We start from the raw sequence: 25,840 nt of genomic DNA, 5'->3' as shown, positions 1-25,840 counted from the left end.
CTCGAAAGACCTGCCACGCCCGCTAATTACCCCCACTCACAAATGTCTGAGGAGACAATTCCCATGAAAGCGATCGTAGTGACGGACCAGGCTGCTGGAGAGGCCGGGATGAAGCTGGTGCAGCGGCCCGAGCCGCGGGCGGCAATAAACGATGTCCTCGTGCAGGTTCATGCAGCGGGATTCGTCAACACCGAACTGGAGTGGCCTTCGACCTGGGCCGATCGAGCCTTCCGTGACCGGACGCCATCGATCCTCGGCCATGAGTTGGCCGGCGTGGTCACTGCGCTCGGCTACGGCACGACGGGGCTTTCAATCGGCCAGCGCGTGTTCGGCCTCGCCGACTGGCATCGCGATGGCACGCTAGCCGAGCATGTCGCCATGGAAGCACGCAATCTCGCCCCACTACCCGGCGACGTCGACTTCACCGTCGGTGCGAGCCTGCCGATCTCCGGCCTGACCGCGTGGCAGGGCCTGTTCCAGCACGGTCGCCTTCAGGCGGGTCAAAGTGTGCTTGCGCATGGTGCGGCCGGTGCCGTCGGTTCGATGGTGACGCAGCTTGCAAGGGAGGCCGGGGCTTACGTCATCGGCACCGGACGCACGGCAGATCGCCAGAAGGCGCTCGACTTCGGCGCAAATGAATTCGTCGATCTTGAGAACGACGCTCTGGAAGACGTCGGCGGCGTCGATCTGGTGTTCGATGTCATTGGCGGCGACATTCAGAACGGTCTGCAGCCCTGATCCGGGCCGGAGGCACGCTGGTGACCGTCATAGGGCCGGCCGGTGCAACGCCCGTCAATGGTATGGCGATTGACTTCGTCGTAGATACCGATCGCGCCCAGCTAAGCGAGATAGTTCACCGGGTGCGGGACGGAAGATTGCGGACGAATATTGGCATAGTCGCGACCCTGGACGATGCCGTTGCAACCTTCAATTCGAAAGAGCGACATTCGGGGAAGACGATCATCCGCGTTCGGCCGTGAGGCCATGCCCCGGTGTCAAATCCGATTGCCCTCCCAACTTGGGTTTCCTGTGTGAAATGGCGACGACTGTGCCGGCCGCGGCCTCGATCGCAAACGCGACGTAGGGGTTCACTGGCGGTTTGTAGCCGCCGATGCGGACGGTTTCCAAAGTCGGGTTATCGATTTTCCAAAGCGGCGTTTTTGACGCAGATTGGCCGGCTTCGATTTTTGCCCAATAGCCCGGGCCTGGGACGGGGATCTGATACCGAGCACAAATCTTCGCCAGTCCACGGTCCGAAATGTCGAACCGCTTAGCGAGCGTGAGGATGGGGGTCGACCAAACTAGGTCATACAATTCTTGGCGGGTGAAGGTGTGCTGCATTCTAGTTGTATGCGGATTTGGCGGAGGGAGACAACCCAGTCGCTGCGCCTCTCAAAGTCAAGCACGTAGTGTGCATTTCTGGGCTCGGGCGCGCACGTCGATCCCTGTTAGGGCATTTCCATTTCCCTGTTAGGTCGAATAGGGAATTCTCTGCGAAGACGTTGAAAGTGCGCTGTGATTTCAGGCCGGAATTGGCTCCAAAACCGAAAACCGCCGAAAATTCGCTGTTTTTCGACGCCTAACAGGGAAATTCAGGCAGAGACTGGTTCGCGACCGACTGACAGCACCACCATTATCATTCTCCCCATCGCCACATCTTGTTGGCCTGTCGCCACTTTTTTGGGACGGAATCGGGCGGTTTGGCGCGAAGGTTGCTGGCCCACCGTCCCAGGTGAGATCATGCAAGAGATATGGGCTGGCGAATCAGCTGCTAACGTGTTGATTTTGTGTGGAAAGCGCTGCCTGGACAACCTCCTGAAGCCCACGCCTAGACCACCGTCTCTCCGCCATCGATAACCAGAATCTGGCCCGTCATGTACGAGGACCGGTCGGATACAAGAAACAGCACTGCCTCCGCGATTTCCTCGACGCTTGCCCAACGACCAAGCGGCACTTTTTCGCGGATGTAGGCTTCGATGGCTTCCCGGCCTCCCATCTGGGCGATGAAGGGGCCATTGAAGGGCGTGTCGACCCAACCGGGGCAAAGCGCGTTGACGCGAATGCCGAACCGGCCATAGTCGCCCGCCATCTGCTTCGTCATCGCGATCACCGCGTGCTTGGTCGTCGTATAGGCGATCATCTCGCGGTCGTAGAGCACGCCGGAGCTCGACGACGTGTTGAGGATGACCCCGCGACCCGCCTTTTTCATGAAGGGCATGACGATGCGGGCACCGAGGAAGTGAGCCCGCACGTTGAGCGTCCAGGACGTGTCGAAGCCTTTGACGCTCACACCGAGCACGTCACCCTCTACCTGTACGCCGGCGTGATTGTGCAGGATGTCGATCCCGCCTTGTGTGTCGATGAAATCGCGGAAACCGGCTTCAAGCGCCTGATCGTCGGTCAGGTCGAACACAAGCGCTTTCGCCCGGCCACCAGCAGCAACAATCTGGTCGACGGTCGCGTTCGCGCCGTCTGCGCTGCGGTCCGTCACGCCGACCACCGCACCCTCGCGCGCGATGATCAGCGCTGCCGCCCTGCCGATGCCCGATCCCGCACCGGTGACGATCGCGGTCCTGTCCTTCAGGATCATCTTTCGGTCCCCTTTCTCCCCGGCCCGTAATCCTGCATCATCCGGCGGACGAGCCCCCAAGCTTGGGTGCGCGCCGACCAACCTCCGGGGAAAAACAGGCATGTACGACTTCGGCCCCTTCAAGTTCGAGTCGAAGCAGGATTTTTTCGACAAGGCAATCCGTTTCTGGAATCCCGACAAGACCAGGTTCTGGCAGAAAGCCGGGATCGATCTGGTGATCGGCAGGCGGGAAGGCTATTTCCTCTACGACATGTCGGGCCGCCGCCTGATCGACCTGCACCTCAATGGCGGCACCTACAATCTCGGTCACCGCAATCCGGAACTGGTCGAGACGTTGAAGAGCGCGCTCGATTATTTCGATATCGGCAACCACTGGTTCCCCTCCGTGGCGCGGACGGCGCTGGCCGAATCCCTGGTCAATGTCTCACCGGGAATGAAATATGCGATCTTCGCGCCAGGCGGCGCGGAGGCGGTGGACATCGCCATCAAGAGCGCTCGCTATGCCACGAAGCGGCGCAAGATCGTGTCGATCATCAAGGGTTATCACGGGCATTCGGGACTCGCGGTGGCGACCGGCGACGATCGCTTCACCAAGATCTTTCTTTCCGACCAGCCGGAGACGTTCATCCAGGTTCCCTTCAACGATATCGACGCCATGGAGCAGGCGCTGAAGGGCGAAGACGTCGCGGCGCTGATCATGGAGACGATCCCCGCTACTTATGGCTTCCCGATGCCGAAGGACGGCTATCTCGGCGCCTGCAAGGCGCTGTGCGAAAAGCATGGCGTGATGTACATCGCCGACGAGGTCCAGACCGGCCTGATGCGGACCGGCAGCATGTGGGGCTGGCAGGCCTATGGCGTCCAGCCGGATATCATGGTGACGGCAAAGGGCCTGTCCGGCGGCCTCTATCCGATCAGCGCGACGCTGGTGAACGACAGGGCCGGTGGCTGGCTCAACGAGGACGGGGCGGCCCACATCTCGACCACCGGCGGGGCGGAACTCGGCTGTGTCGTTGCTCACAAGGTCATCGAGATGCTGCAGCGGCCTGAACTGGTGGCCAATGTCGGCACCGTGACCGAGTTCATGGCGCAGGCCATGCGTGAGATGCAGGCTCGTCACGGCGATATCTTCACCGGGGTGCGCCAGAAAGGCGTGATCCTCGGCCTGGAGTTCAGCAATCATCCGGAAGGCGCCGTGTTCGTCTCGCGTGCACTCTATGAGCAGGGCGTCTGGGCGATTTTCTCGTCGCTCGACAAGCGGGTGCTGCAATGGAAGCCCGGCGTTCTTCTGGATTCCGAAACCTGCCGGGACATCATGGATCGTTTCGATGCCGCGATGCCACGCGCCCGCGAGCTGCTGCATCAGGCAGGCAAGGCGAGTTGACATGCCCCGGACCTGGTTGAAACTGCCAGGCATCGAGTGCGGGCTGGCCACTGGACTTGCCGGGATAGCCCAGGGTCGGGCAGGGGACGATGGTGTAATGATCGGGCAGGACGGACAATGACGGATTTCGATGCGCTCACTCACGACCAGCAACTCGGCATCCTGCAGGAGACGGCGGAGGCGGCCACCGCCAACTACGACTTGCCGGCGGATGTCTCCGTCGAGATGATCAACCTGTCGGAGAACGCGACTTACAAGATTGCAGCTCGGGACGGCCGGCGCTGGGCGCTTCGCATCCATCGCGACGGCTACCATTCAAGAACGGCCATCCAATCCGAACTGGCCTGGCTTACGGATCTGCGCCAGACCGGGATCGTCCCCACACCCGTTCCGGTCGCGGGCAAGGACGGCGACCAAATCCAGCTTGTCGGCCATGCCGGATTGGCGCGACCGCGCAATGTCGTGTTGTCGCAATGGGAGACCGGTGCGGAGCCGGGCATAGGCGAGGCGCTTGGCGAGCCCTTCGAGGTGCTGGGCGAGGTGACGGCCCGCATGCACATCCATGCCCGGCAGTGGCGGCGCCCTTCCTGGTTCAGCCGTCACGTGTGGGATTTCGAGACAAGCCTCGGTGAGGAAAGACCCCATTGGGGGCGCTGGCGCGACGGCATGGGCGTCGACGCCGCGAAAGCCAAACTCTTTGGCCGTGCCGCGGAGCTGATCGGCCGCAGGCTCGATGCCTTCGGCAAGGGCCAAGACCGCTTCGGCCTCATTCATTGCGACCTGCGGCTCGCCAACCTTTTGATCGACGGCAAGACGGTCAAGGTCATCGACTTCGACGACTGCGGCTTCGGCTGGTTTATGTACGACGCCGCTACGCCCATCTCTTTCTACGAGCACGAGCCGCAGGCAGCCGATCTGATCCAATCGTGGACGACCGGCTATCGCCGCGTGCTTGACCTGCCCAAGGCGGACGAGGACGAGATCCCGACCTTCGTGATGCTGCGCCGCCTGTTGCTGGTTGCCTGGATCGGCTCGCACGCTGAAACGGACCTCGCCAGGTCGATGGGTTTCCCATACACCGAGGGAACGGAGGGGCTGTGCGAGGCCTATCTGAGCAAGTTTTCCTGAGAGCAATTCCAGGAAAAGTGTGAGCGGTGCTCCCGGGAAAAGCGCGTAGCGCTTTCCGTTGGGAATTTCGCGATGAACAGCTTTATGCCAGGGCCTCCAAGCTCTCCGGCAGGATCTGGCCGCCATCGACGATGATCGTCTGCCCCGTCACGTATCCGGCTTCCTTCGACGCAAAGTAGAGTGCGGCGTAGCCGATGTCCTCCACGGTTCCGAGCCGCTTGAGCGGGACAGAGGCGGCCATGGTCTTCTGGTAGTCCTCGCCCAGGCCGGCAAGGCCCTCGGTGATGATGTTGCCCGGCATGACGGCGTTGACGGTGATGCCGTATTTCGCCAGCTCGATGCAGGCGGTGCGCATGAAGCCGAGTTGTCCGGCCTTGGTGGCGCCGTAGTGCGACCAGCCGGGAAAACCGGTGACCGGGCCGGTGATCGATGACGTCAGCACGACCCGGCCCTGGTCGGATTTCTTGAGATAGGCAATCGCCGCCTTGACCGCGTGGAAAGTGCCTTTGAGGTTGGTGTCGACGACCTCGTCCCATTGTTCCGAAGTCATCTCCTCGAGCCGGGCCTGCGGGAAAATCCCGGCATTGGCGCACAACACGTCGATGCCCCCGTTTCTCGCGGCCACTGTCGCAAAAGCCCTCTCGATGCTGGCGAGCGAGGTGACATCGCCAACCACGCCGAAGGCGCCGTGGCCGATCTCGGCGGCAGCTGCTTCGGCCTGGTCGAGATGGCGCGCGATGATGGCGACCTTGGCGCCAGATAGCGCAAACACTCGCGCTATGCCCTTGCCGATGCCTTTCGATCCGCCGGTGACAACGACGGACCGACCCTTCAAAGATTGGGTCATGATCTGAAGCTCCAAAATGAGACGGGGACAGGGTGATGCCCGTCCCCGTTGCCGAAAAGGATGCCAGGGCGGCGTCCGCCTCTAGCCTTCGTTCACCATGTGACCGATGTTCCCGTACGCCTTGGGGTTGGCGGATTTCAGCACGAAGCCCCAGATCAGGCCGACGATAAGGATCGCAAGCCCGACATAGGGGATGCTCCTGGCGAAGCCATTGGTGCCGCCGAGCGTCGCGAGATTGGCCACCAGCGTGTAGACGAGGAGCAACTGGACAACCAGCGAGATCAACGGCGCGATGACTGTGGTCAGCAGGCTGCCGCCGCCGTTCTTCTTGAACCACATGTAGATCGCCAGCGAGACGACGGCCTGCAGCACCAGCAGCAGTCCGGTACCCAGCACCGCGAACAGCGTATAGACGCCAAGCCACGCCTGTCCCGACGGATCGTCGAAGCCGTAGGCCAGACCGTAGAGCAGTACCCATATCGCCGCCAGCACCGACTGCAGCGCCGAGGCCTTGTGCGGGCTCTTGTGGTGGTCATGCGTCTCCGCGATCACCTGCGGCAGGACGCCTTCGCGCGCCAGCGAGTACAGATAGCGGGAAGCGGTGTTGTGGAAGGCCATGCCGCAAGCGAAGGAACTGGTCAGGATGAGCAGCGACATCAGCTGGTAGCCCCAGCCGCCGACATAATTCTGAACCGGCGTCAGGAAGAAGTTCACGCCATCGGAGAAGGCCTTGGCCACCATGTCGGCCTCGGTGGGATAGGCCGCCACCGCGCACCAGCTGACGAAGGTGTAGAACAGGCCAAGGCCAATCACCGAAATCAACAGCGACTGTGGAATGATGCGCTTGGGATCACGGGATTCCTCGGCATAGTTCGGCGCCATCTCGAAGCCGACCCACGACCAGAACGCCATGAAGATACCGACGGCGGCCTCGCCAGCGGGTATGGCCACATCACCGACTTTCTGCTCGGCGACAGGCGTGAACACCTTGAACACATTTAGTGAATCGCCGGAAAAATTCGTCGGGCCATGAGCGAAAAGCACGCCCAGCGAGAAGATCACCAGCATAATCACCTCAAGAATGAGTGCGATCCCGAGCAGCCTTGCCGACACTTTCACGTCGCGATAGGCAAGCGCCGCGATGACCACGATCATGGCGAGCGCGAGCACGATCCACGGCACGTTGATGCCGAAGTGCTGGGAAAGCCAAAGATTGCCGAAAAATGCAAACAAACCAGTGAGAGAGGCTTCGAACAGCGAGTAGCAGGCGAGCGAGCCAAAGCCGGCCGACATGCCGACCTCGCGGCCGAGCCCCTGGCTGATGAAGGAATAGAAGCCGCCGACGGACGAGACGCGCGATGCCATCGCGGCATAGCCGACCGAGAAGATGGTCAGCACGATCGTCGCCATCAGGAAGGCGGCCGGCGTGTATTTGCCGATGCCGTAACCTGCCGCGAACGGCACATTGCCCAGCATCGCCGACATTGGCGCCGCGCCGGTGACGGCCAGAAAGAGCACTCCCGCGAGCCCCACGGCCTTGGAGTGCAAAAGATTGATGCTGTTACTCTTCGAGACGTCGATCGTCCCGCGTGCAGTTTCTATGGCCATGAAGCCCTCTCCATTCGTGACAGCTGTGTCTGGTCCCCGCACGGAGCGGCCGATGTGTCCCAGCCTGCGCGTGCAGCGTGACACTACGGACGCAGCGTCACTTTGCCAAGGCCATGATTTTGCATAGCTCGCCGCTCGACATGACGTGGCAGTAGATCATGTTGATGATTTCGAGCTCCTTGCGATGGAGCTCCTCGGTCGCCGCCGCGCAGCAATCTTCGAGCACGATGACGGCATAGCTTTCGTCCGCCAGGCTGCGCACCGTCGAAGACACGCACTGGTCCGTGAAGATGCCGCAGCAGATGACATTCCTGATGCCGAGATTGTGCAGGATCAGGCGCAGATTTGTTCCTGTCAGCGCGGAATCGGTGGTCTTGGTGACCACGATTTCGTCGCCGACCGGCTGAAGCTCGGCAACCAGCTGCGACGGCGCGTCGTTCTTTGGCAGCAGCAAATTGTTCCAGCCCGGCATTTTCTGGGAGAGCGAACGGTCGCGGCCGTCCTTGGTGTGGCTGGCGATACGGGCAAAAAGGCATTCAATGCCATTTTGCCGTGCCAGATCGAGCAGTCTTGCCGTGTTCGGTATGACCGTGCCGTGCATGCGCTCGTGGAACGGCGTCCACAGATCGTAGCGATGCTGTTCTTCTGGCGTGAGCGACGCGCGATCCGGCCGTTCCAGGTATGTGTTCTGAACGTCGATGACCAGGATGGCGGTTTGCGCCGGCACCAGCACCGGATCATCCGGCTCAGGTGCACCGAGGTAGTAGAGCGAACGGAATCCGGTTTTCCAGCTCATGCGGTCCTTTCAGAAGCGGAACGTGAAAAGGCCGCGCGCCGCATAGGTCTCGGCGGCTTCTTCGATGAAACGGGCGATGCGTTCGGCATGGTAGGTATCGCGCATCGTCGCGGCGGCCTCGAGCAATTCTTCCTTGGACCTGGCACGGCCGGGGCGCAGCAGTTCGTATACCTGCATGATAAAATCCTGCGGCACCTCGACGAGCTCCGCCCCGCGCTCGAAGTTGAGGGCCAGTGTCGGCCGTCCGACATCGCGCGCCACATCGGCTTGGGCCTGCAGCGCTTGCGGCGTGATGCGAAGGTCTTCCATCGTCACCTCGCCGGCAAGCACCGCATCCAGCGTTATCTGTGAAAGCGCCTTGCCGTGTTTGCCGGTCACCTCTCCGGGCTGTGTTTCGGCAAGTGGATAGTCGGCGCGGGTATGGGTCATGATTTCGCTCCCATCAGCGTGACATCGACCTCTTCGGGAGCCGCACCAGCCTCGGTCAGCCCGGTTTCGATGGCATAGATGAGGGCGACACGGGCGTGGTAGCGCGAACCCATGGCCTCGCCCCGCTGCGGCACGACGATGGGCTCCGGCATTTCGCCCAGTGCATAGGCCGCCGCGTTGGCACCCAACGCGCGATAATGTTCGAGCCTGGTGATCGGCGCATTGGAAAACAGTTCGAGGTTGTTGTGCGGCTGGCGGTCGCGCTGATGGATGACCGCCGTGCCCTTGGCCTGGATGCCGATGCCGATGCCGCTGCCGGCAAGCCGAGCGGCGGACAGGCCGAGGAAGGAGGTATCGGCAGTGTGGCGGAAGCGAACGACGCGCGCCTTGAGCCCGCGCCCGCGAATTGCATCCAGCATGGCGCCAAGGACCTCGGAAAGCCGATGCCCGGCCGTCGTCCGGTAGAGCTTCAGTCCGAAGGCCGGGCTGATGCCGATGACCACGTCGTCCTTCGCCGATCCGTTGGCCGCCGGCCCAACGTTGCGATAGCGGATATGTCTCGCCTCGTCTTTCTCGTGCAGCGCTTCCGAGCGCAACACTTCCTTCTGGTCCAGCACATCGCGAATGTCGTTGAGCTGCAGCCGCCGTTCTTCAGACACGCGATAGCCGGAGCCTGGACCGAGATAGTCGTTCGGGTCGTTGACCGCGCTGACGATGCGCCCATTGCGGATCATGGCCGAGGTCTGGAGATAGTCGCCGGAAAGGCGCAGCTTCACCACGTTCAGCAGGTTCTCGGCCTCTTCGCGGAAACCCCGGTTGGCCAGCACCTTGACCACATCGATCACGGTGACGCCGCGCTCCTTGATGGCCTCGCTGATGAAGCTCACGTCGCGCGGCATCAGGCTGCGCGTATCGTCGGAGCCGGAGGCGTAGACCACACTGGTCTTCATATCCTCGGTCGGCGCCGACAGGCCGAGTTCCTCGAACACGGCGGCGATCGCCTCCACCGCCCGTTCGCGCAGCTCGATCGCGCGTGACTCGGGCAGTGGCGTCAATCCGCCATCGGCCTCGAAATCGCGCTGCAGCACCAGATAGTCTTCCAACTCCTCGCCGTTGATCAACGACGGGTTGAATGAATTGTCGTATTTCAGGATCGATCCCATCCCCGAGCAGATCAGGTCCGAGCCGGCAATCAGGTAGGGAAGGATCTTGGCGCCGACGCGAATTTCCGATTCGGTGGAGCGCGCGTCATTGCCGGATGCGCATTCGAGATCGAGCCAGACGGCGATGAGGTTCTCAGCCATCAGCTCGCGGACGCCACCAGGTATGGTGGCGGTCAAAGGCGCCCCGTCGATGCCGCCATTTTGCGTACCCTGCACTCCCATGCCGCGCTGCAGGCAGAGACAGCGCGCCTCCAGGTAAAGCAGTGATTTTGCCTCGTGGAAGCCCATCAGCAATTCCGAGCCGGCACCCGACGTGCAGCGCATCTTCACGCCGCGCGATGCATAGGCGGCGGCGAGAAATGCCTTGGACCACGGCGTGTCGTCGCCATCGGTGAACGATTTTTCGGTGCCGTAGACGGAAACGGTTTCGGCATAGGACGTGAAGCCGGCCATGGCGATGCGCAACTCCTCCGCCTCCTCGCTGGAGCATTGGAACAGCGTTCCCCAGCGGCCGACGGCGCCGCCCACCGCACACGCCACCGCGTTGGACCAGGCGTTGCGCGACACGCGCATCGTAGTCTCGATCTCGTCGAAACCGAATGCGACGGCGGTTGCGGCATCGGCGGCGAGCTGCAGCGGGTCGTCCTTGGCGTTGGTCACATGCGCCTGGTTACCCGGCGTCTTGCGTGCCCGCATCTTCGAATAGGCGAAGGCGATCTCCAACGCGTTGAGCTGCGACACGACCTCGGCGAGTTTGGCGGGTGTCATGCCATGCGCGAGCCGCACCAGCGTTTCGCGCGGCACGTTCATGTCGACCAGCCAGCGTGCGACGGTCGCCGAGTCCAGCGCCATCGCTTCAGACGCCACCTCCGGGTCGATGTGATGGCGGGCTATGAAGCGGTCGATCATGTCGTAGTCGTGCTCGAGCACGCCATCGAGGGACACGACGCGCCCGCCCTGGATGCCGATGCCGGGTTTGGGATCGGCCGGGCTGAAGAAGGCGGAGAAGCCATTGGCAGGGTCTTCCGCCGCGAACTTGTCCAGCCGCAACGGCCGCTCGTCCCAGTCGGCGAAGCGCTTCCAACGGTTCAGTTTCGGCGTCATGCATGTGTTCCTTGCCCCAACGGAAAGACTATTGAATGCCCGCTCGTCGCACAATGGCCCGGATCGAACAGCCCTGGACCCCCTGGGCGATGCTATCGACCCGCGCCATTGAACGCTTTCTGGCCATTGACGATCCCGACCGCTTCGATCTTCCGCTCTTGTCGAGGCATCACAGCGCGATAATTCTCCTGAAGGCGTGGGCTGTTCACTCTCTATAGGAGTCGGCCATGAAACATCAGACACTCGACCAACTGCATGCCGTCGCCAAGATTGAATCCTCGGCTGCATATTCCGCAATGACACGAAATCAGCGCATAGAGCGCTGGGCTGAACTGCTGGAGCGTAATCCCGAGCGATGCCTTGGCGCGTTTGCAGGCACCGAACATCTTCACCCTGGAGCACGTGCAGCGATGCGGGGCGAGGGATCGGCAATTTCGGTTGCCTTCGAAGATCCGGTGCTGCGCGCGTCGGGTTTGAAAGACGATACGTATGGTGAGGCAAAGCGCTTTTTCGAGCTGAACGACTGGCAGCTGCACGACATCGTCTGCGATTGCCACGTCGGCTCAACCATGAAAGCGCGTTGGGCCGCCAGCAGGGTCCGCTCAGCGATTAGCGGCAGGTTCTTTACTTGGTTGAGGCAGAGGATAATGCGCTGACCGGAGGCGAGGATCGTCGCCTGGTTGAGACGATATAAGGTCTTCGTCACCCGACGCGGATCAACCCTTGTCCTCATGATACAGCCGGTCGGTCGCCCGGTCGCTTTCCCTGCGTTCGGCGGGGCCAGGACGGCGACGCGTCGCAATAACATAGGCCATCAATATGAGCAGCAACAATGGCCCACCGGCGACGACAAGCAACCACATGACGCTTTCAAACATGGCACATCTCCTTTCCCAGACAATCGGCAAGGAGAAGAACCGTTCCGCTCATGACGACATGGGTGACGCGATGGGATTCGTTTGACATGCGCTCGAACTACCGGCTGCGTTCGTATGTTCCGACAAGTTCGGCTTGCTCAAGCGCGTGTTTTTGCGCCTCGTGCCAGATCCGTTCGACGCCCGCGCTCGCCGGGATGGCAAGGCTCGGCGTGTCGAGCGCAGCCAGCCGGAAATGGTAGTGATGGACGCCATGCCCGACGGGTGGTTGAGGGCCATCATAATAGGCGTTGCCGAAATCGTTCGTGGCTTGCCTGAGGGCCTGCGGGCCCGGCTTGCCGCTTTCCGCCTCGGGAAGTTCGCGGGTGTCCGGGGAGATATTGAACACTGCCCAATGGCCGAACATGCCGCTTGGGGCATCAGGATCCTGGACGACGAGAACGAGGCTCTTCGTCTTGGCCGGCACACCACCCCACTTCAGCGGCGGAGACAGGTTCTTGCCGTCCCGGGTGTATTTTTCGGGAATCTGTCGGCCTTCCGCAAAGGCGGTACTGCTGAGTGTGAGGGGCATGGTTCACTCCTACGGCGACAGTTGATCGCGTGCATCGGCACGCTATTTGTTGGTCCGCATCTTCTGTCTCGGGTTGATCCCGCCGGCGGCACTGGTGTCGTTTTCGACGTCGCCTTCAACCGTGTTCTCGCCTTCAAGCTCGAACTCTTCGCCTTCCTTGATCGTTCCCTTCGAGGTGCCGATACCAGGGTTGTTCGCCAGGTCGGCATCGCTCGGTTTCTTCCACTTTGGATGCTTGGTTCCGGTCATCAGAAAACTCCTTCGAAGAGGCTTTCGGTTTCAAAACCGCAAGCCGGATGAATTGTTCCGGCCTCTTTCATGGGTTCGCTGTCCGCCTCGGCTAAAGCCCGAACGGATAGGTGTCGGGAACACCGGCTCCTGCGTGTTCCAGGCCAAGCGGCGTCACCGCCGCGGTTTTGTCGAACCATACGAACGCGTCGAATTGCCGGGGCAAGGAGACGTCGGCATAGTGGCTGCGCAACTCGGTTTCCGGCCGGTAGATCACACCAATGAAGCGCTCCAGCCTGCGTTCCAGCAGGCGCTCGCGCAGCACCTCGTCGCGCCTCAAGTCGAGCAGGAAACGCTGCACGCGGCTATCGTGGCAAAGCCGCTCGTAGCTGTCGGGCTGCGAGGCGCGAACCTGCTTCACCTCCATTTCCCCGTCCCAGTCGCTGGCGGCAGCCACGGTGCCGGAATGGGTGCCAAGACCGATCAGCGCGGCCTCTTCGCCGAAACGCTGCCGGCAAAGCTGGCCGATATTCAGTTCGTCCCTGACAATACCCATCTCGGTGTAGCGGGCATCGCCGATGTGCGAATTGTGCGCCCACACGATGGCCTTGGAGCTCGGGCCACCAGCCTCCAGCAGATGTTCCAGCGTGTCGAACATATGGGTGTCACGCAGGTTCCAGGATTCAGCGCCGCCATAGTACATGATCCGGTAATACCGCTCGGCGGCGGCAATCAGCCGGGCATTCTGGCTGGCATCGAGGAAATCCACACCGTCCTGCCTTGCATATTCGAGTTGTCTGGCGAGCAGGTCCCGGCATTGCTCAAGCACCGCTTTCTCGCATTTTTGATAGCCGGCGGTGAGCACAGCGCGGCCGTAGGTGGATGGCTCGTTTTGCCAAGGTGTCAGGCAGCCATAGCGCTCGCGCGCGATCTTCGCCGCCTGTGGGTCGACCCGGTCGAGATAGTCGAGAACCGCGGCGATCGACCCGCTCATATTGTAGATGTCGAGGCCGTAGAACCCCGCTTGCCCGGATGGCTCAAGCTTCTCGTTGTGGTGTCGCATCCACTCGACGAAAGCCGCAAAATCGGTGTTGCGCCACATCCATGTCGGAAACCGGCGAAATGGCGCAATGGCGCCGGCTCGCGGCTGACGACGGCGAACGTAGCGGTCGATCGCGGCGGCATCGGGCCAATCCGCCTCGACCGCGACAATGGTGAAACCGTGCCGTTCGACGAGCCTGCGGGTGATCGCCGCGCGCGCCTTGTAGAATTCGGACGTGCCATGGCTTGCCTCGCCAAGCAGGACGACGCGCCGGTCGGCAAACCGATCGAACAATTCGCCAAACGTGGGGTCGTCGAAATCCGGAAGCGGTTCAGCCGCCCTCGCGATCATATCGGGCAGGCTGACGGGAGGCGGATGCCGGAGCGGCCGATCGACCTCGGCCAGCTTGTCGCCCTCCGGCCAACCTTGTTCGCCGATGAGCGGGACGAACCGCACACCGCCGTAATCCTCTTCGCTGTAGGTCGAAGCGCCTGTGCGTGTGACCTTTAGCAGACGCTGCAAATCCGGATCGTCGCCGACTGGAACGACAAGGACGCCTCCGACGTCGAGTTGTTCCTGAAGAGCCAGCGGCGCACCCGGTCCGCTGGCCGCCACCACGATGGCATCGAATGGTGCCGCCTCCGGCCAGCCCTTGGTGCCGTCGCCTGTGCGGACCTCGATGTTGCGATAGCCCAGCTTTTCAAAACGTTGTTTTGCCGACTTGGCCAAACCGGGATGACGCTCGATCGTGTAGACATGTTCGACGATCCGGCTCATCACGGCGGCTGCGTAGCCCGAACCGGTACCAACTTCGAGCACGTGATCACCGGCTTTGACATCCGCCATCTCGATCATGAGTGCAACGATATAAGGTTGGGATATCGTCTGTCCGTCCGCGATCGGCAGCGGTCCGTCTTCATAAGCGAACTCTTCGAAGCCAGGATCGACGAAAGCCTCGCGCGGAACTTCGCGCATGGCTTGCAGAATCTCGCGATTGCGGATGCCACGCCGGCCGACATGTACTTTGACCATTCGATCGCGGGCACGGGAGAGATCGAGCATTTCCAGCTCCCTTTGGTGGCCGCCCTTTGGTGATCGCTTGTCCGTGACGCCTCGGGGACATGCTTCGCGGCACCTTGGTCAGCCATTGCCTTGAGCTCGGCTGTCGCGCTCCAGTCTCTAACCGCTGGAGGACTTCAAGGTTCCCACATTCACCGTACAGGCCGCCAGCCCATCCTGAATCGCGAGCGGGCTCCTGCCTGCTTGGCAATGCGCGGTTCAATGCCGGTCCTGATGGCGGCCGTCAGGGCTTGCTCGGGCGCGCAGCCGCTCCAGTTACCTGCAGCGAAGCGCTGCTGGAGAACCGGTACTGGAGGTTGGGCAATGAATGACAAGGCTGGTGCAACGCCGCGGGCGATCGGCCTCGAACGGATCGATCTCATGGACCGCTACTGGCGTGCCGCGAACTACATCTCGGTCGGCCAGATCTACCTGCTCGACAATCCGCTGTTGCGCGAACCCTTGAAGGCCGAGCACGTCAAGCCGCGGCTGCTTGGCCATTGGGGCACGACGCCGGGCCTGAATTTTCTCTACCTGCATCTGAACCGCGTTATCCGCGAACGCGAACTCGATGTCCTGTTCATCTGCGGTCCGGGCCATGGCGGTCCCGCGATGGTCGCCAACACCTGGCTCGAGGGCACCTACAGCGAAATCTATCCTGATATCGGGCAGGGCGAAGACGGCCTGAGGAAACTGTTCCGGCAGTTTTCCTTCCCCGGCGGCGTGCCAAGCCACGCCGCGCCCGAAACGCCCGGCTCCATCCATGAGGGCGGCGAACTCGGTTATGCGTTGGTCCATGCCTTTGGTGCGGCTTTCGACAACCCGGATCTGGTGGTTGCCTGCGTCGTTGGCGATGGCGAAGCCGAGACCGGTCCGCTCGCGGCGTCATGGCATTCCAACAAGTTCCTGAACCCGGCGTCGGATGGCGCCGTCCTGCCGATCCTGCATCTTAACGGCTACAAGATCGCCAATCCAACAATCCTTGGCCGCATGGACGACCAGGAGTTGCGAAACCTTTTCGCCGGCTATGGCTACGAACCGTTCTTCGTCGAAGGCCACGAGCCGCTTGCCATGCACCAATCCATGGCCGGGACGCTCGACACGGTGCTCGATCACATCCGGTCCGTTCAGGAACAGGCCCGGTCGCCGGGATGGCGTGGCGGGCGTCCGCTGTGGCCGATGATCGTGCTGCGCAGCCCCAAGGGCTGGACCGGACCAAAGGAAGTCGATGGCGAGAAGGTCGAAGGCTTCTGGCGTGCGCATCAAGTGCCGGTGTCGAACGCGCGGGGAAATGAGGAACACCGCAAGATCCTCGAAACCTGGATGCGAAGCTATGAGCCGGAGAAACTGTTCGACAAAAACGGACACCTTCTGCCGGAACTCGCTGCGCTGGCTCCGACTGGATCAAAGCGCATGGGCGCGAGCCCATATGCGAATGGCGGGCTGTTGAAGCGCGACCTTGTGCTTCCGGACTGGAAAAGCCTGGCGCTGGAAGTGCCCCGGCCGGGAGGGGTCGTTGCCGAGGCGACGCGGATTTGTGGAAGCTACCTTCGCGACGTGTTCCGCCTCAACGCCAAAGCGCAAAACTTCCGGCTCATGGGACCGGATGAGACATCGTCCAATCGCCTCGACGATGTGTTCGAGGCCACCGATCGGGTCTGGATGGAGGGCATCGAGCCCTACGACGTCCATCTTTCCCGGGACGGCCGCGTCATGGAAGTGCTGAGCGAGCATCTCTGCCAGGGTTGGCTCGAAGGTTATCTGCTCACCGGCCGTCACGGACTGTTCTCATGCTACGAGGCCTTCATCCATATCGTCGATTCCATGGTCAACCAGCATGCCAAATGGCTGAAGACCTCCGGCGAACTCGCCTGGCGCAAGCCGATCGCCTCGCTCAACTATCTCTTGACCTCTCATGTCTGGCGCCAGGACCACAATGGCTTCAGTCATCAGGATCCGGGTTTTGCCGACCTGGTCGCCAACAAGAAGGCAGACACGGTCAGGCTCTACTTCCCGCCGGATGCCAACACCCTGCTGTGGATTACCGACCATTGCCTGAGGACCTACAACCGCATCAACGTCATCACAGCCGGCAAGCAGCCGACGCCGCAGTGGCTGTCCGTCGAGGAAGCCGAAGCCCATTGCAAAGCGGGCGCGGGCATCTGGGAATGGGCCGGTACCCTGGCCAAGGGCGAGGAGCCGGATGTGGTCATGGCCTGCGCCGGAGACGTGCCGACGCTGGAAACGTTGGCCGCGACGGACATTCTGCGCTCCGCGATCCCCGACCTGAAAATCCGCGTCGTCAACGTCGTCGACCTGATGACGTTGCAGTCGAACACCGAGCATCCGCACGGTCTCGCCGACCAGGCCTTCGACGCGTTGTTCACGAAAACACAGCCGGTCATTTTCGCCTATCACGGCTATCCCTACATCATCCATCGCCTGACCTATCGCCGCGCCAACCATGACAACATGCATGTGCACGGCTTCCGCGAGGAGGGCACCACGACAACGCCGTTCGACATGGTGGTGCTCAACGAACTCGATCGCTACCACCTCGCGCTTGCCGCCATCGAGCGCGTGCCGGGACTGGCCGAAAGGAACGAAGGCCTTGCCGGCGAGCTCCACGACCGGCTGGTGAAGCACAAGGCCTATGTCCGCGAGCATGGCGAAGATATGCCCGAAATCCAGAAATGGAGCTGGCCCGCGAACGCGGCAAAGGTCCGCCAATGATGCGCCAGTCGATCCTGGCATTGAATGCCGGCTCGTCCAGTATCAAGTTCGCGCTTTACGATCTTGCTTCGCCGCAAGATCTACAACTCGTTTCGCGCGGCACGCTGGATCTGGGCGACGTACCTACACTGCGCGCGACAGCGGCCGACGGAACGGCGCTGTGCAACCGGCAACTCGCCGCCGACAAGCCGCGTGACACAGCCATCGGCGAGATGCTGAATTGGGTGCAGGGCGAACTTGGTGGAAGAAAACTTATCTGCGCCGGCCATCGCATCGTGCATGGCGGGAGCGCGTTCATCGAACCGGTCCGGTTGACCCCAGACATCATCGAGGCCATCGACAGGCTGACGCCGCTCGCTCCGCTGCACCAGCCCCGCAGCCTCGCGCCGGTCCGCGCCATAGCCGCCCTGCAACCGGACCTGCCACAGGTCGGGTGTTTCGACACTGCCTTCCATCGGACGATTGAACCGCTCGTGCGGCGCTTTGCGCTTCCGCGCGAATATGAAGGGGAGGGCCTGCGCCGCTACGGTTTCCACGGCCTTTCCTACGAATATATCGCCGGGCGGCTCGGCGAGATATCGCCATCTCTCGTGGCGAAACGCACCATCGTTGCCCATCTCGGCAACGGGGCAAGTCTTTGTGCCCTGCGCGAGGGCAAAAGCGTCGATACGACGATGGGGTTTTCCGCCCTCGACGGCCTTGTCATGGGTACGCGCTGCGGCGCCATCGACCCCGGCGTGCTGCTGTATCTCCTGTTGGGAAGAGGCGTCGCGGCGGACGAATTGCAGACGATGCTCTACGAGCGATCCGGACTGCTCGGTATATCCGGTATTTCGGGCGACATGCGGACGCTGGAAGCGAGCGATGACCCTCGCGCCCATGAGGCGATGGAGCTTTTCGCCTTCCGCGCGGCGAGGGAGGCCGCAGCGCTCGCAAACACGATGGGTGGGCTCGAATGCCTGGTGTTCACAGCCGGCATCGGTGAACGGTCGTCCTCCATCCGCAAGGCGATATGCGGGAAATTGACCTGGCTTGGCGTGGCGCTTGATCAGCATGCCAATGACGCTCACGCCGAGATCATCAGTCGTCCAGACAGCAAGGTGGAAATCCGTGTGATTGCGACTGACGAGGAAAAAATTGTTGCGCGTCATAGCCGCGTGGCGATGCAAGCCTGAAGGAAACGCGATCCAGTTCCGGCCTGAACAGGAGAAGGCCGCCAACTCCTGTCGACGCCAATACTGCGCCTAACGCCGACGGTGCATCTGATAGCCAGGGGAACCAGTTGGGCCGTACCGCGTCATAGAAGCAGGTTGGTTGCAACCAAGGAAAGCGACATCGATGATCAGGCTCCTTCTTGTCGTCGCCGCGGCGCTCGCCCTTGCATGCGGTGCGACGGATGCAGCCAAGCTGGACCCGAACGCCGTCAACCAGGCCCAATTCGCTACCGGCGAGCCGAGAGGCGTCGATCCGACCGTTCTGAGGGCGCAGATCCTTTTGGATCGTGCCCGCTTCTCGCCGGGCCTGATCGATGGCCGCCTGTCGGAGAACTTCGCCAAGGCGGTCGGTGCCTATCAGACAGCGAACGGTCTCCAGGCCGACGGCAAGCTCACACGCGAGACCTGGGACAAGCTGATAGCAGCCTCCGCCCGTCCGGCCCTGATTGCCTACGAACTGGCGCCCAAGGATGTGCGTGGACCTTTCACCAAGCGTATTCCGGCTCGCATGGAGAAGATGGCCAGTCTGCGGCGGCTCGGCTATCGCAACGCGATGGAGAGGCTGGCGGAGCGCTTCCATGTCAGCGAAAAATTGCTGAAAATGCTCAATCCAGGCGCCACCTTCCGGAAGGCAGGCACGATGTTGATGGTGCCTGACGTTGGCCGAGGCGATCCTCCAGCGGCCATTGCCGGCGTCGAGGTCGACAAGGGCGCTCGCGTGGTGCGCGTGCTCGATGCATCCGGCAAATGGCTCGCAGTCTACCCCGCCTCGATCGGAAGCGACGAGAAGCCGGCGCCGAGCGGCATGGCAGAGGTCAAGCGCGTGGTGCACAACCCCACTTATCACTACGATCCGAAGTTCGCTTTCAAGGGCATCAGGACCAAGCGGCCCTTCACTATCGCAGCCGGTCCGAACAATCCGGTGGGATCGGTCTGGATCGACCTTTCCATCGAAAGCTACGGCATTCATGGCACGCCCGAACCCGGCAAGATCGGCACGACGTTCTCGCACGGCTGTATCAGGCTGACCAACTGGGATGCCGAAGACCTCGCCTCCATGGTGCAAGAAGGCACCACGGTCAACTTCAAGGACGAGATGGCGGACGTCGGCAACGAGCCGCCGCAGTAGCACATTAGGCCGAAAGTGGTATCCGCGACGGCGGCCGCCAAAACTTCCTGTCGTTGGATGCTGCCCCTTGAATCTGGTACGGCGGGACGAAACTCGTTGTGGGAAGCGTTTGTGGGACAGGCAACGCTCAAAGCCGGCGCCCCGATATTGGTGCCGTAGAGCAAAGACCCTTCGGCAGCGGCGATACCGCGCACGACGCCCAAGGAGACCGGAAATGTCTGCCAACGCCTATATCAACCGGATCGCGACAGCGGTCCCGGAGCATGAAGTTCATCAATTCTATCTGCGGTTCGCGGCTTCCATGCTTGCTGCCAATCGCAGGAGGATCTTTGAACGCATGGCCGGCCTTGCCGGCATCGAAAGCCGCTATTCCTGCTTTGCGCCCGCCATCGACCCCGAAGGAGCGTATGTCGACCGTGCCGGAACCTTTGTCCGCGGCGCATTCCCCGTAACGGCCGCGAGAATGGCGATGTTTTGTGAAGCCGCTCCTGTCCTGGCAAAAAAAGGCGTCGACGGATTGCAGCTTGGCGACGAAGCGTCGCGCATCACCCATCTGATCGTCACCACCTGCACCGGGTTTTCCGCGCCAGGTATCGACCTGGACCTGGTTCAGAGCTGCGGCCTGTCGGACAGGATCGAGCGCACGATGATCGGCTTCATGGGCTGCTACGCCGCGATCAATGGCCTCAAGCTGGCCCGCCACATCGTTCGCTCCGACCCGCAATCGAAAGTCTTGCTGGTCAATATCGAGCTCTGCACCTTGCATCTCAATGAAACCACCGAACTGGAAAAGCTGCTGTCCTTCTGTCTTTGGGGCGACGGCTGCGCGGCCGCGCTCGTCACAGCCGAACCGCTCGGCATCAAGCTCGACAGTTTCCACTGCGTTGTCGCCGACGAGCGACGGGACCTGATGAGATGGGACATTCGCGATCATGGCTTCGACATGGTTCTTTCTGGCCAGGTTCCTGCGGCGATCCACGACGCGCTGTTGAGCAACCAGGATGCCTTCCTCGGCGGTCGGCCGACCGAAGCGATCGATCTGTGGGCCGTTCACCCCGGCGGCCGCTCTATCCTCGACGCTGTTGAAAGGGCGCTGAACCTCACGCCGGCCGCGCTCGAGCCGTCGCGCGAGGTGTTGCGCCGATACGGAAACATGTCGTCGGCCACCGTAATGTTCACGCTGCGAGAGATGCTGAAGGCGCCGCCGGGCCTGCTCGGCTGCGGCATGTCGTTTGGACCCGGCCTGACGGCTGAAACCATGCTCTTTAGAACAGTATCATGAGCGAACTGCACCAACGTCGCCTTGTCCCGGAAATCCTAGACGGATTGGCGGCCGACGATCCGCGGGCGCTAGCCTCGCGCCGCGATCTCCGACGCATCAACGCGCTGATGTTCCAGGCGCGGATCATGGCGTCATTGCTGCGGAAATTCGTGCCGAAGCCGCCACGGCGCATTCTGGAGATAGGAGCGGGCGACGGTACCTTCATGCTGGCGGTGGCGCGGCGCATGGCCAGGCATTGGCCCGAGGTGGAACTAGTAATGCTCGATCGCGCCGGTCTCCTCACCGCTGAGCTCTCCGCCGATTTGGGCAGGCTGGGTTGGACCCTCGAAGGCATCACCGCCGACGTGTTCGACTGGGCGGGAGGCGCTGGGGGCAAGCGGTTCGACGCGATCACCGTCAATCTGTTCCTGCATCATTTCGACGACGCCAGTCTGGTGCGACTGTTTTCTCTGCTGGCGCCGAAGGCTCCGCTGCTGCTTGCGACGGAACCGCTGAGATCGATGCCGTCGCTGGCAGCGGCTCGCCTTCTGCCGGCGATCGGCGTCAATGACGTGACACGACATGATGCGGCCCAGAGCGTGCGTGCCGGCTTTCGCGGCAGCGAACTGTCCGGTCTCTGGCTCGCGGCCGGTCTCAAGCCGCTCGAGGAACGGCGCGGCGGTCTTTTTTCCCATGTCTTCGTCGGTGTCAGCGACAATGCCGGTTTTGAGTTGAACCCGTGAGCAACCTATCGACCCATGATGCGATCGTCATCGGCGCCGGCCCGGCGGGCACTTCCGCCGCACTCACGCTGGCCCGACATGGGTGGTCCGTGGCGATCGTGGAAAAGAGCGCGTTCCCGCGCCGCAAGGTCTGTGGCGAATACATTTCGGCGAGCAATCTCGTGCTTCTCGATCGACTGGAGATCGGCGATGCCTGGCGCGCTGATGCTGGCCCCGAAATCCGCCGCGTAGGCTTCTTTTCCGGCGAGACCTGCGTCGAGGCGCCGATGCCGGACGCAAAAAATGGTCCTGCAAAAGACCGCTTCGGCCGCGCGCTGGGCCGTGACGTTCTCGACGCGCTGCTCTTGCAGGCGGCGCGATCGGCGGGCGCCCAAATATTCCAGCCTTGCCGGGCCGTCGCCATCGATCGGGATGGGGACATGCAAAGGGTGCGCATTCAGGCGAGGGGCGAGAATTCCGGCGACGAGACGACGACCTTGCGGGCGCCGGTGATTATCGCGGCGCATGGTTCCTGGGAACCGGGATCGCTGCCAAGCCAGCTCGAAAAGATCAACCATCCATCGGACCTGCTCGGCTTCAAGGCGCACTTCACCGGCTCGACGCTCGCGCCCGATCTGATGCCTCTGCTGGCGTTTCCCGGCGGCTATGGCGGCATGGTCTTGGCCGATCATGGCCGGTTGTCGATCTCGTGCTGCATAAGGCGCGAGATGCTCGCGCGACTGCGCGGGAAACATGGCTCCGGACATGATGGCGTCGCAAGCCCTGTGTCGGCCGCTGACGTGGTCTTCCATCATCTCATGGCTTCTTGCCGGGGCGTCAGCGATGCTCTGGATGGAGCCTGTCTCGATGGGCGGTGGCTCGCAGCCGGCCCGATCCGTCCCGGTATCCGGGCCTGCTATGAAAGGGACATCTTCCGTGTCGGCAATGCTGCCGGGGAGTCTCATCCGATCATCGCCGAAGGCATCTCGATGGCGCTTCAGTCCGGTTGGCTGCTAGCCAGGGAACTTTCTGGCGCGCCAAGCGGCCGGGCAGGGCGCGAAGCTGCCGGTAGGCGCTATCAAGCGGCCTGGCGAGGATTGTTTTCGACGCGCGTCCACGCTGCCGCGGCTATCGCCCGAATAGCGCTCGGCCCCGGCGGTCCCGTATTGATGGCTGCGGCTGTCCGGAATTTCCCGCAAACATTGACACTTGGCGCGCATATGAGCGGCAAGACGAGGCCGGTTCCCGGTCTTGCATGACCGGCGCCATAGCGCTCCGTTCCCGTCAATTGTCGGATCCGGCAGCGTCAGCCTCAAGGCTGTCGCGACACGGGCCGAATGCCTTTCCCGGGAAGTGCTCTGGAACCTCGATTGGTCGATCGCGTTTTCGATCGGAGGTTCGAAGATGGTCCGACGCCTGTCCTGGAAATCGACTATCGACCACAATGCGCCGCTGGTGCTGCCATCGGCGGGCGATGCACTGACGGCTCGGCTGATCGAGCGCGCCGGGTTCTCGGCCTATCAGATCGGCGGCTTCGCTATGGTTGCCGGCATGCATGCGGTGCCCGACATAGACCTTGAGCAGTTCGGCGAAAAGTGTGCCAAGGCGCGCGAGATCATCGAGGCTTCGGACCTGCCGGTGCTGGTCGATGGCGACGATGGTTATGGCGACGTCAAGAACGTGACGCGTACAGTGAGAAGTTATGAGGCGGTCGGCGCCTCGGCTCTGTTCATCGAGGACCAGAAGCCGCCCAAACGCTGCGGGCACATGGCCGGCAAGAAAGTGGTTCCACCTGAATTCATGGAGGAAAAGGTCCGGGCGGCGGTCGCCGCACGCAGCAATCCCGATTTCTTCCTGCTCGCCCGGACCGACGCGCGCGAGCCGAACGGCATCGATGATGCGATCGAACGCGGCAACCGCTATCTGGAGGCGGGTGCGGACGGAGTTTATGTCGAGGGGCCGACCAGCCTGAAGGAACTGAAGACCGTGGGTGCCGCCTTCCGAGATGTGCCATTGGCCACGAGCATCCTTGAGCGAGGCGGCAAGACGCCGTGGGTCTCGCCTTCGGAGATGCATGAGATGGGGTATGACATGATCCTTTATCCCACAACGGTGCTGTTCCGGGCGATCAAGTCCATGCAGCAGGCGTTGGGCGATCTGCGCGAGGGCAAGCCGCTGGACCCTGAAACAAGCGTCGACCTCAAGGGCTTTGAGGACATCGTGCGCATGTCTGAGTGGGCCGGGATAGAGAACCGCTTTATGAGGTCTCCGCATGACGAAGCTGGAGTCATTGGAACGATCAAACAGAAGCTGACAGGCGGATGAGGAATCCCGCTCGCCGGGAATGGCGTCGGCCCGTCAGCGACGAGCGGTCTGTCCCGGTTCTCCCTTCCGCGCCTTCTCAGGGACGAGTTTTCCGGCATTGGCGCGAAGTCCCCGGACAAATTCCTCGATGTAAGGCAGGAATTCGAACAGCAGAATGACGACAAGCATCGCCACGATGTAGGTGACGGGCAGAGGTTGCGATTTCCAGACAAGATTGAATCGTGCCGGCTCTGATCCCAAACCGAAGAGTGCGAGGAATTGGCCCCAGTGCAGGGAGATCACGATGATGATGCCCATCAGCGGGATCATCTCCAGAAAGCTGTGAACGTGCTGCTCGACCGGCGTCACGGTTCGTGCTGTCGTGGCGTAGCGCACATCCCACATGGCGGTGGCTTCGTGGACGAGGAACGCCACAAGCATGCCGGCGATGATCGAGGCGTTGATATCGAGGAACATGGCTGCCAGTAGCGGAATGCCGACCTCAACGAACATCAGGAGATGAATAAGGGATTCCTTGGCGCCAGTCGTCGTCTCGATATGCGAGGCGCGATGACATAGCCAATCAGCGAACCCGGCCAGGAGCCAGAGCGGCAGGATGAAGTACATCAAAATAACGACAGTCGGATCGGACAGCATTTCAGTCCCCGGTGGCTGGGCGGAGCGCTCGCGCCACTGTTCAATTGGTTAGATCAGGGGAAACCCCGATCATGCCAAACGGTAAAAAACGACGGTGTTTTGCCCGCTTCGACGAGACTTCAACGATGCGGTGCCGTGCAGGTTCCGGACTCGTCGCGAAGAGATCACGATCAGCGATCGCCTCCTGGCACTGAAACGAGAGTCCCACCGTCCTCCGCGGGGGCGATCCGTGGGATTGGTCGTTTCGTTCCGATATTGCCAGGCGGGCTGGCCCTCACCATCTAGCCATGATGTCGATGTTCAAATCGAAAACACCCGGCTCATCCTCGCTTCAGCATGATCTCTTTGGTGCTGTCGACGAACTGCCGGAAGGTTTTCGCTACCAGCCCGGATTGATCACCCCTCGGGAAGAAACCGAACTCGCCAGGCAACTGGGCGCTTTGCCTTTCCAGGCGTTCGATTTCCATGGCCATTTGGCCAACCGGCGGGTCGTCGGTTTTGGCTTGCGTTACGACTATGATCGGCGCGAAGTCGTGCAGGCGCCAGCAATACCTGACTTTCTGTTGCCTCTGCGCGAAAAGGTTGCAGCCCTTGCGCGACGGCCGGCCGAAGCCTTCGCACAGGTGTTGATCAATGAATATCGGCCAGGCGCCGGCATCGGCTGGCACCGTGACAAGCCTCATTTCGAAGACGTGGCGGGTGTCTCGCTGCTGGCGCCCTGCAGCTTCCGGCTCCGGCGAAAGAACGGCACCAAATGGGATCGCCGGACCATCGTCGTCGAGCCAAGGTCGGCCTATCTGATGACCGGGCCATCACGCACGGAATGGGAGCACAGCATTCCGCCGGTTGACCTGCATCGATACTCGATCACCTTGCGGACTTTGCGGTCTCAAAATTCTTGAATCGCATGCGCTCTTGCTGAGCTTTGAGATAGCCTTGCGATGCCATCACGAGTTGTTGAGCGCAAACTGTTCCGGGAACATCCCAACCACAAGT

Annotated in this window: 23 protein-coding genes and 1 pseudogene; 12 read left to right on the top strand and 12 right to left on the bottom strand. The window is 61.9% G+C overall.

Annotation, left to right across the window (positions count from 1 at the left end; genetic code table 11):
- Nucleotides 1–63 precede the first annotated feature (63 nt).
- A pseudogene (locus LB568_RS05665) lies at nt 64–980 on the top strand (NADP-dependent oxidoreductase).
- On the opposite strand, the gene LB568_RS05660 reads toward LB568_RS05665, so the two are convergent.
- Together LB568_RS05660 and LB568_RS05655 are read right to left on the bottom strand one after the other, a co-directional pair.
- Nucleotides 961–1,341: a hypothetical protein gene (locus LB568_RS05660; RefSeq protein WP_013894127.1), complete on the bottom strand. Its 381-nt coding sequence runs from the start codon at nt 1,339–1,341 to the stop codon at nt 961–963. The pseudogene LB568_RS05665 and the gene LB568_RS05660 sit on opposite strands and share 20 nt — an antisense overlap.
- Before the next feature lie 487 nt (nt 1,342–1,828).
- Nucleotides 1,829–2,590, bottom strand: coding sequence for an SDR family NAD(P)-dependent oxidoreductase (locus tag LB568_RS05655; RefSeq protein ID WP_224729713.1), 762 nt, complete (start codon nt 2,588–2,590; stop codon nt 1,829–1,831).
- Nucleotides 2,591–2,690: 100 nt separating this feature from the next.
- On the opposite strand from LB568_RS05655, the gene LB568_RS05650 reads away from it, so the two are divergent.
- Nucleotides 2,691–3,974 carry an aspartate aminotransferase family protein gene (locus LB568_RS05650; RefSeq protein ID WP_224729548.1) on the top strand — a complete coding sequence of 428 codons (1,284 nt, stop codon included), beginning with the start codon at nt 2,691–2,693 and terminating at the stop codon, nt 3,972–3,974.
- Nucleotides 3,975–4,091: 117 nt separating this feature from the next.
- Nucleotides 4,092–5,102 (top strand): phosphotransferase enzyme family protein, encoded by a 1,011-nt coding sequence (locus LB568_RS05645; RefSeq protein WP_224729547.1) that lies wholly within the window; start codon nt 4,092–4,094, stop codon nt 5,100–5,102.
- A gap of 82 nt (nt 5,103–5,184) precedes the next feature.
- On the opposite strand, the gene fabG is transcribed toward LB568_RS05645, so the two are convergent.
- From fabG to LB568_RS05620, 5 genes are all read right to left on the bottom strand, one after another.
- On the bottom strand, nt 5,185–5,949 hold the full coding sequence (gene fabG, locus LB568_RS05640) for a 3-oxoacyl-ACP reductase FabG (RefSeq protein ID WP_224729546.1): 765 nt from the start codon (nt 5,947–5,949) through the stop codon (nt 5,185–5,187).
- A gap of 81 nt (nt 5,950–6,030) precedes the next feature.
- Entirely contained in the window at nt 6,031–7,557 is a 1,527-nt protein-coding gene (locus LB568_RS05635) for an APC family permease (RefSeq protein WP_224729545.1), read from the bottom strand.
- Nucleotides 7,558–7,654: 97 nt separating this feature from the next.
- Nucleotides 7,655–8,353: a cysteine hydrolase family protein gene (locus LB568_RS05630; protein WP_224729544.1), complete on the bottom strand. Its 699-nt coding sequence runs from the start codon at nt 8,351–8,353 to the stop codon at nt 7,655–7,657.
- Between the two features lie 9 nt (nt 8,354–8,362).
- On the bottom strand, nt 8,363–8,782 hold the full coding sequence (locus LB568_RS05625) for a diol dehydratase small subunit (protein ID WP_140576834.1): 420 nt from the start codon (nt 8,780–8,782) through the stop codon (nt 8,363–8,365).
- Nucleotides 8,779–11,049 carry a propanediol/glycerol family dehydratase large subunit gene (locus LB568_RS05620; RefSeq protein ID WP_224729543.1) on the bottom strand — a complete coding sequence of 757 codons (2,271 nt, stop codon included), beginning with the start codon at nt 11,047–11,049 and terminating at the stop codon, nt 8,779–8,781. Before LB568_RS05620 ends, LB568_RS05625 begins: the two co-directional genes overlap by 4 nt.
- Before the next feature lie 227 nt (nt 11,050–11,276).
- On the opposite strand from LB568_RS05620, the gene LB568_RS05615 reads away from it, so the two are divergent.
- A complete protein-coding gene (locus LB568_RS05615) occupies nt 11,277–11,705 on the top strand; it encodes a hypothetical protein (RefSeq protein WP_224729542.1) in 429 nt (142 codons plus the stop codon).
- A gap of 60 nt (nt 11,706–11,765) precedes the next feature.
- Here the strand turns inward: LB568_RS05615 and LB568_RS05610 are convergent, their stop codons facing one another.
- The 4 genes from LB568_RS05610 to LB568_RS05595 all read right to left on the bottom strand — a co-directional run bounded on the left by LB568_RS05610 (nt 11,766) and on the right by LB568_RS05595 (nt 14,827).
- Entirely contained in the window at nt 11,766–11,927 is a 162-nt protein-coding gene (locus tag LB568_RS05610) for a hypothetical protein (protein WP_181176904.1), read from the bottom strand.
- A gap of 97 nt (nt 11,928–12,024) precedes the next feature.
- Nucleotides 12,025–12,495 carry a YbhB/YbcL family Raf kinase inhibitor-like protein gene (locus tag LB568_RS05605; protein ID WP_224729541.1) on the bottom strand — a complete coding sequence of 157 codons (471 nt, stop codon included), beginning with the start codon at nt 12,493–12,495 and terminating at the stop codon, nt 12,025–12,027.
- A 42-nt stretch (nt 12,496–12,537) separates the two neighbouring features.
- Nucleotides 12,538–12,744, bottom strand: a complete 207-nt coding sequence (locus LB568_RS05600) for a hypothetical protein (RefSeq protein WP_224729540.1) — start codon at nt 12,742–12,744, stop codon at nt 12,538–12,540.
- A gap of 91 nt (nt 12,745–12,835) precedes the next feature.
- On the bottom strand, nt 12,836–14,827 hold the full coding sequence (locus LB568_RS05595; protein WP_224729539.1) for a protein-L-isoaspartate(D-aspartate) O-methyltransferase: 1,992 nt from the start codon (nt 14,825–14,827) through the stop codon (nt 12,836–12,838).
- A gap of 321 nt (nt 14,828–15,148) precedes the next feature.
- Here LB568_RS05595 and LB568_RS05590 point away from each other — a divergent pair, with 321 nt between their 5' ends.
- From LB568_RS05590 to LB568_RS05560, 7 genes are all read left to right on the top strand, one after another.
- The gene (locus LB568_RS05590; RefSeq protein ID WP_224729538.1) at nt 15,149–17,557 is read left to right on the top strand and encodes a phosphoketolase; all 2,409 of its coding nucleotides are present in this window, start codon (nt 15,149–15,151) and stop codon (nt 17,555–17,557) included.
- Complete coding sequence (locus LB568_RS05585) at nt 17,554–18,732, top strand: acetate/propionate family kinase (protein WP_224729712.1); 1,179 nt, start codon at nt 17,554–17,556, stop codon at nt 18,730–18,732. The genes LB568_RS05590 and LB568_RS05585 overlap by 4 nt, the downstream gene beginning before the upstream one ends.
- A 163-nt stretch (nt 18,733–18,895) precedes the next feature.
- Entirely contained in the window at nt 18,896–19,900 is a 1,005-nt protein-coding gene (locus LB568_RS05580) for a L,D-transpeptidase family protein (protein WP_224729537.1), read from the top strand.
- A 67-nt stretch (nt 19,901–19,967) separates the two neighbouring features.
- A complete protein-coding gene (locus LB568_RS05575; protein ID WP_318013239.1) occupies nt 19,968–21,182 on the top strand; it encodes a type III polyketide synthase in 1,215 nt (404 codons plus the stop codon).
- Complete coding sequence (locus LB568_RS05570) at nt 21,179–21,904, top strand: methyltransferase domain-containing protein (RefSeq protein WP_224729536.1); 726 nt, start codon at nt 21,179–21,181, stop codon at nt 21,902–21,904. Before LB568_RS05575 ends, LB568_RS05570 begins: the two co-directional genes overlap by 4 nt.
- Nucleotides 21,901–23,142, top strand: coding sequence for an NAD(P)/FAD-dependent oxidoreductase (locus LB568_RS05565; RefSeq protein WP_224729535.1), 1,242 nt, complete (start codon nt 21,901–21,903; stop codon nt 23,140–23,142). The genes LB568_RS05570 and LB568_RS05565 overlap by 4 nt, the downstream gene beginning before the upstream one ends.
- Before the next feature lie 145 nt (nt 23,143–23,287).
- A complete protein-coding gene (locus LB568_RS05560) occupies nt 23,288–24,208 on the top strand; it encodes an isocitrate lyase/PEP mutase family protein (protein WP_224729534.1) in 921 nt (306 codons plus the stop codon).
- 33 nt (nt 24,209–24,241) lie between these two features.
- On the opposite strand, the gene LB568_RS05555 is transcribed toward LB568_RS05560, so the two are convergent.
- On the bottom strand, nt 24,242–24,844 hold the full coding sequence (locus LB568_RS05555) for a diguanylate cyclase (protein WP_224729533.1): 603 nt from the start codon (nt 24,842–24,844) through the stop codon (nt 24,242–24,244).
- A 290-nt stretch (nt 24,845–25,134) separates the two neighbouring features.
- Between LB568_RS05555 and LB568_RS05550 the strand changes: the two genes are divergently transcribed.
- Nucleotides 25,135–25,746 (top strand): alpha-ketoglutarate-dependent dioxygenase AlkB, encoded by a 612-nt coding sequence (locus LB568_RS05550; protein ID WP_224729710.1) that lies wholly within the window; start codon nt 25,135–25,137, stop codon nt 25,744–25,746.
- Nucleotides 25,747–25,840: the final 94 nt, after the last annotated feature.

The sequence above is a fragment of the Mesorhizobium sp. B263B2A genome (assembly GCF_020165775.1).
GTDB lineage: Bacteria > Pseudomonadota > Alphaproteobacteria > Rhizobiales > Rhizobiaceae > Mesorhizobium > Mesorhizobium opportunistum.
The sequence above is the reverse complement of the archived record's forward strand: the minus strand, read 5'-3'. Positions and strand labels throughout refer to the sequence as shown.

What these genes read in the sequence shown, in the direction of transcription:
- LB568_RS05590 (WP_224729538.1), top strand. Translation starts at nt 15,149, where the DNA reads ATGAATGACAAGGCTGGTGCAACGCCGCGGGCGATCGGCCTCGAACGG.
- LB568_RS05655 (WP_224729713.1), bottom strand. Translation starts at nt 2,590, where the DNA reads ATGATCCTGAAGGACAGGACCGCGATCGTCACCGGTGCGGGATCGGGC.
- LB568_RS05555 (WP_224729533.1), bottom strand. Translation starts at nt 24,844, where the DNA reads ATGCTGTCCGATCCGACTGTCGTTATTTTGATGTACTTCATCCTGCCG.
- LB568_RS05580 (WP_224729537.1), top strand. Translation starts at nt 18,896, where the DNA reads ATGATCAGGCTCCTTCTTGTCGTCGCCGCGGCGCTCGCCCTTGCATGC.
- LB568_RS05585 (WP_224729712.1), top strand. Translation starts at nt 17,554, where the DNA reads ATGATGCGCCAGTCGATCCTGGCATTGAATGCCGGCTCGTCCAGTATC.
- LB568_RS05615 (WP_224729542.1), top strand. Translation starts at nt 11,277, where the DNA reads ATGAAACATCAGACACTCGACCAACTGCATGCCGTCGCCAAGATTGAA.
- LB568_RS05560 (WP_224729534.1), top strand. Translation starts at nt 23,288, where the DNA reads ATGGTCCGACGCCTGTCCTGGAAATCGACTATCGACCACAATGCGCCG.
- LB568_RS05630 (WP_224729544.1), bottom strand. Translation starts at nt 8,353, where the DNA reads ATGAGCTGGAAAACCGGATTCCGTTCGCTCTACTACCTCGGTGCACCT.
- LB568_RS05620 (WP_224729543.1), bottom strand. Translation starts at nt 11,049, where the DNA reads ATGACGCCGAAACTGAACCGTTGGAAGCGCTTCGCCGACTGGGACGAG.
- fabG (WP_224729546.1), bottom strand. Translation starts at nt 5,949, where the DNA reads ATGACCCAATCTTTGAAGGGTCGGTCCGTCGTTGTCACCGGCGGATCG.
- LB568_RS05595 (WP_224729539.1), bottom strand. Translation starts at nt 14,827, where the DNA reads ATGCTCGATCTCTCCCGTGCCCGCGATCGAATGGTCAAAGTACATGTC.
- LB568_RS05550 (WP_224729710.1), top strand. Translation starts at nt 25,135, where the DNA reads ATGTCGATGTTCAAATCGAAAACACCCGGCTCATCCTCGCTTCAGCAT.
- LB568_RS05600 (WP_224729540.1), bottom strand. Translation starts at nt 12,744, where the DNA reads ATGACCGGAACCAAGCATCCAAAGTGGAAGAAACCGAGCGATGCCGAC.
- LB568_RS05645 (WP_224729547.1), top strand. Translation starts at nt 4,092, where the DNA reads ATGACGGATTTCGATGCGCTCACTCACGACCAGCAACTCGGCATCCTG.
- LB568_RS05660 (WP_013894127.1), bottom strand. Translation starts at nt 1,341, where the DNA reads ATGCAGCACACCTTCACCCGCCAAGAATTGTATGACCTAGTTTGGTCG.
- LB568_RS05635 (WP_224729545.1), bottom strand. Translation starts at nt 7,557, where the DNA reads ATGGCCATAGAAACTGCACGCGGGACGATCGACGTCTCGAAGAGTAAC.
- LB568_RS05650 (WP_224729548.1), top strand. Translation starts at nt 2,691, where the DNA reads ATGTACGACTTCGGCCCCTTCAAGTTCGAGTCGAAGCAGGATTTTTTC.
- LB568_RS05570 (WP_224729536.1), top strand. Translation starts at nt 21,179, where the DNA reads ATGAGCGAACTGCACCAACGTCGCCTTGTCCCGGAAATCCTAGACGGA.
- LB568_RS05625 (WP_140576834.1), bottom strand. Translation starts at nt 8,782, where the DNA reads ATGACCCATACCCGCGCCGACTATCCACTTGCCGAAACACAGCCCGGA.
- LB568_RS05610 (WP_181176904.1), bottom strand. Translation starts at nt 11,927, where the DNA reads ATGTTTGAAAGCGTCATGTGGTTGCTTGTCGTCGCCGGTGGGCCATTG.
- LB568_RS05605 (WP_224729541.1), bottom strand. Translation starts at nt 12,495, where the DNA reads ATGCCCCTCACACTCAGCAGTACCGCCTTTGCGGAAGGCCGACAGATT.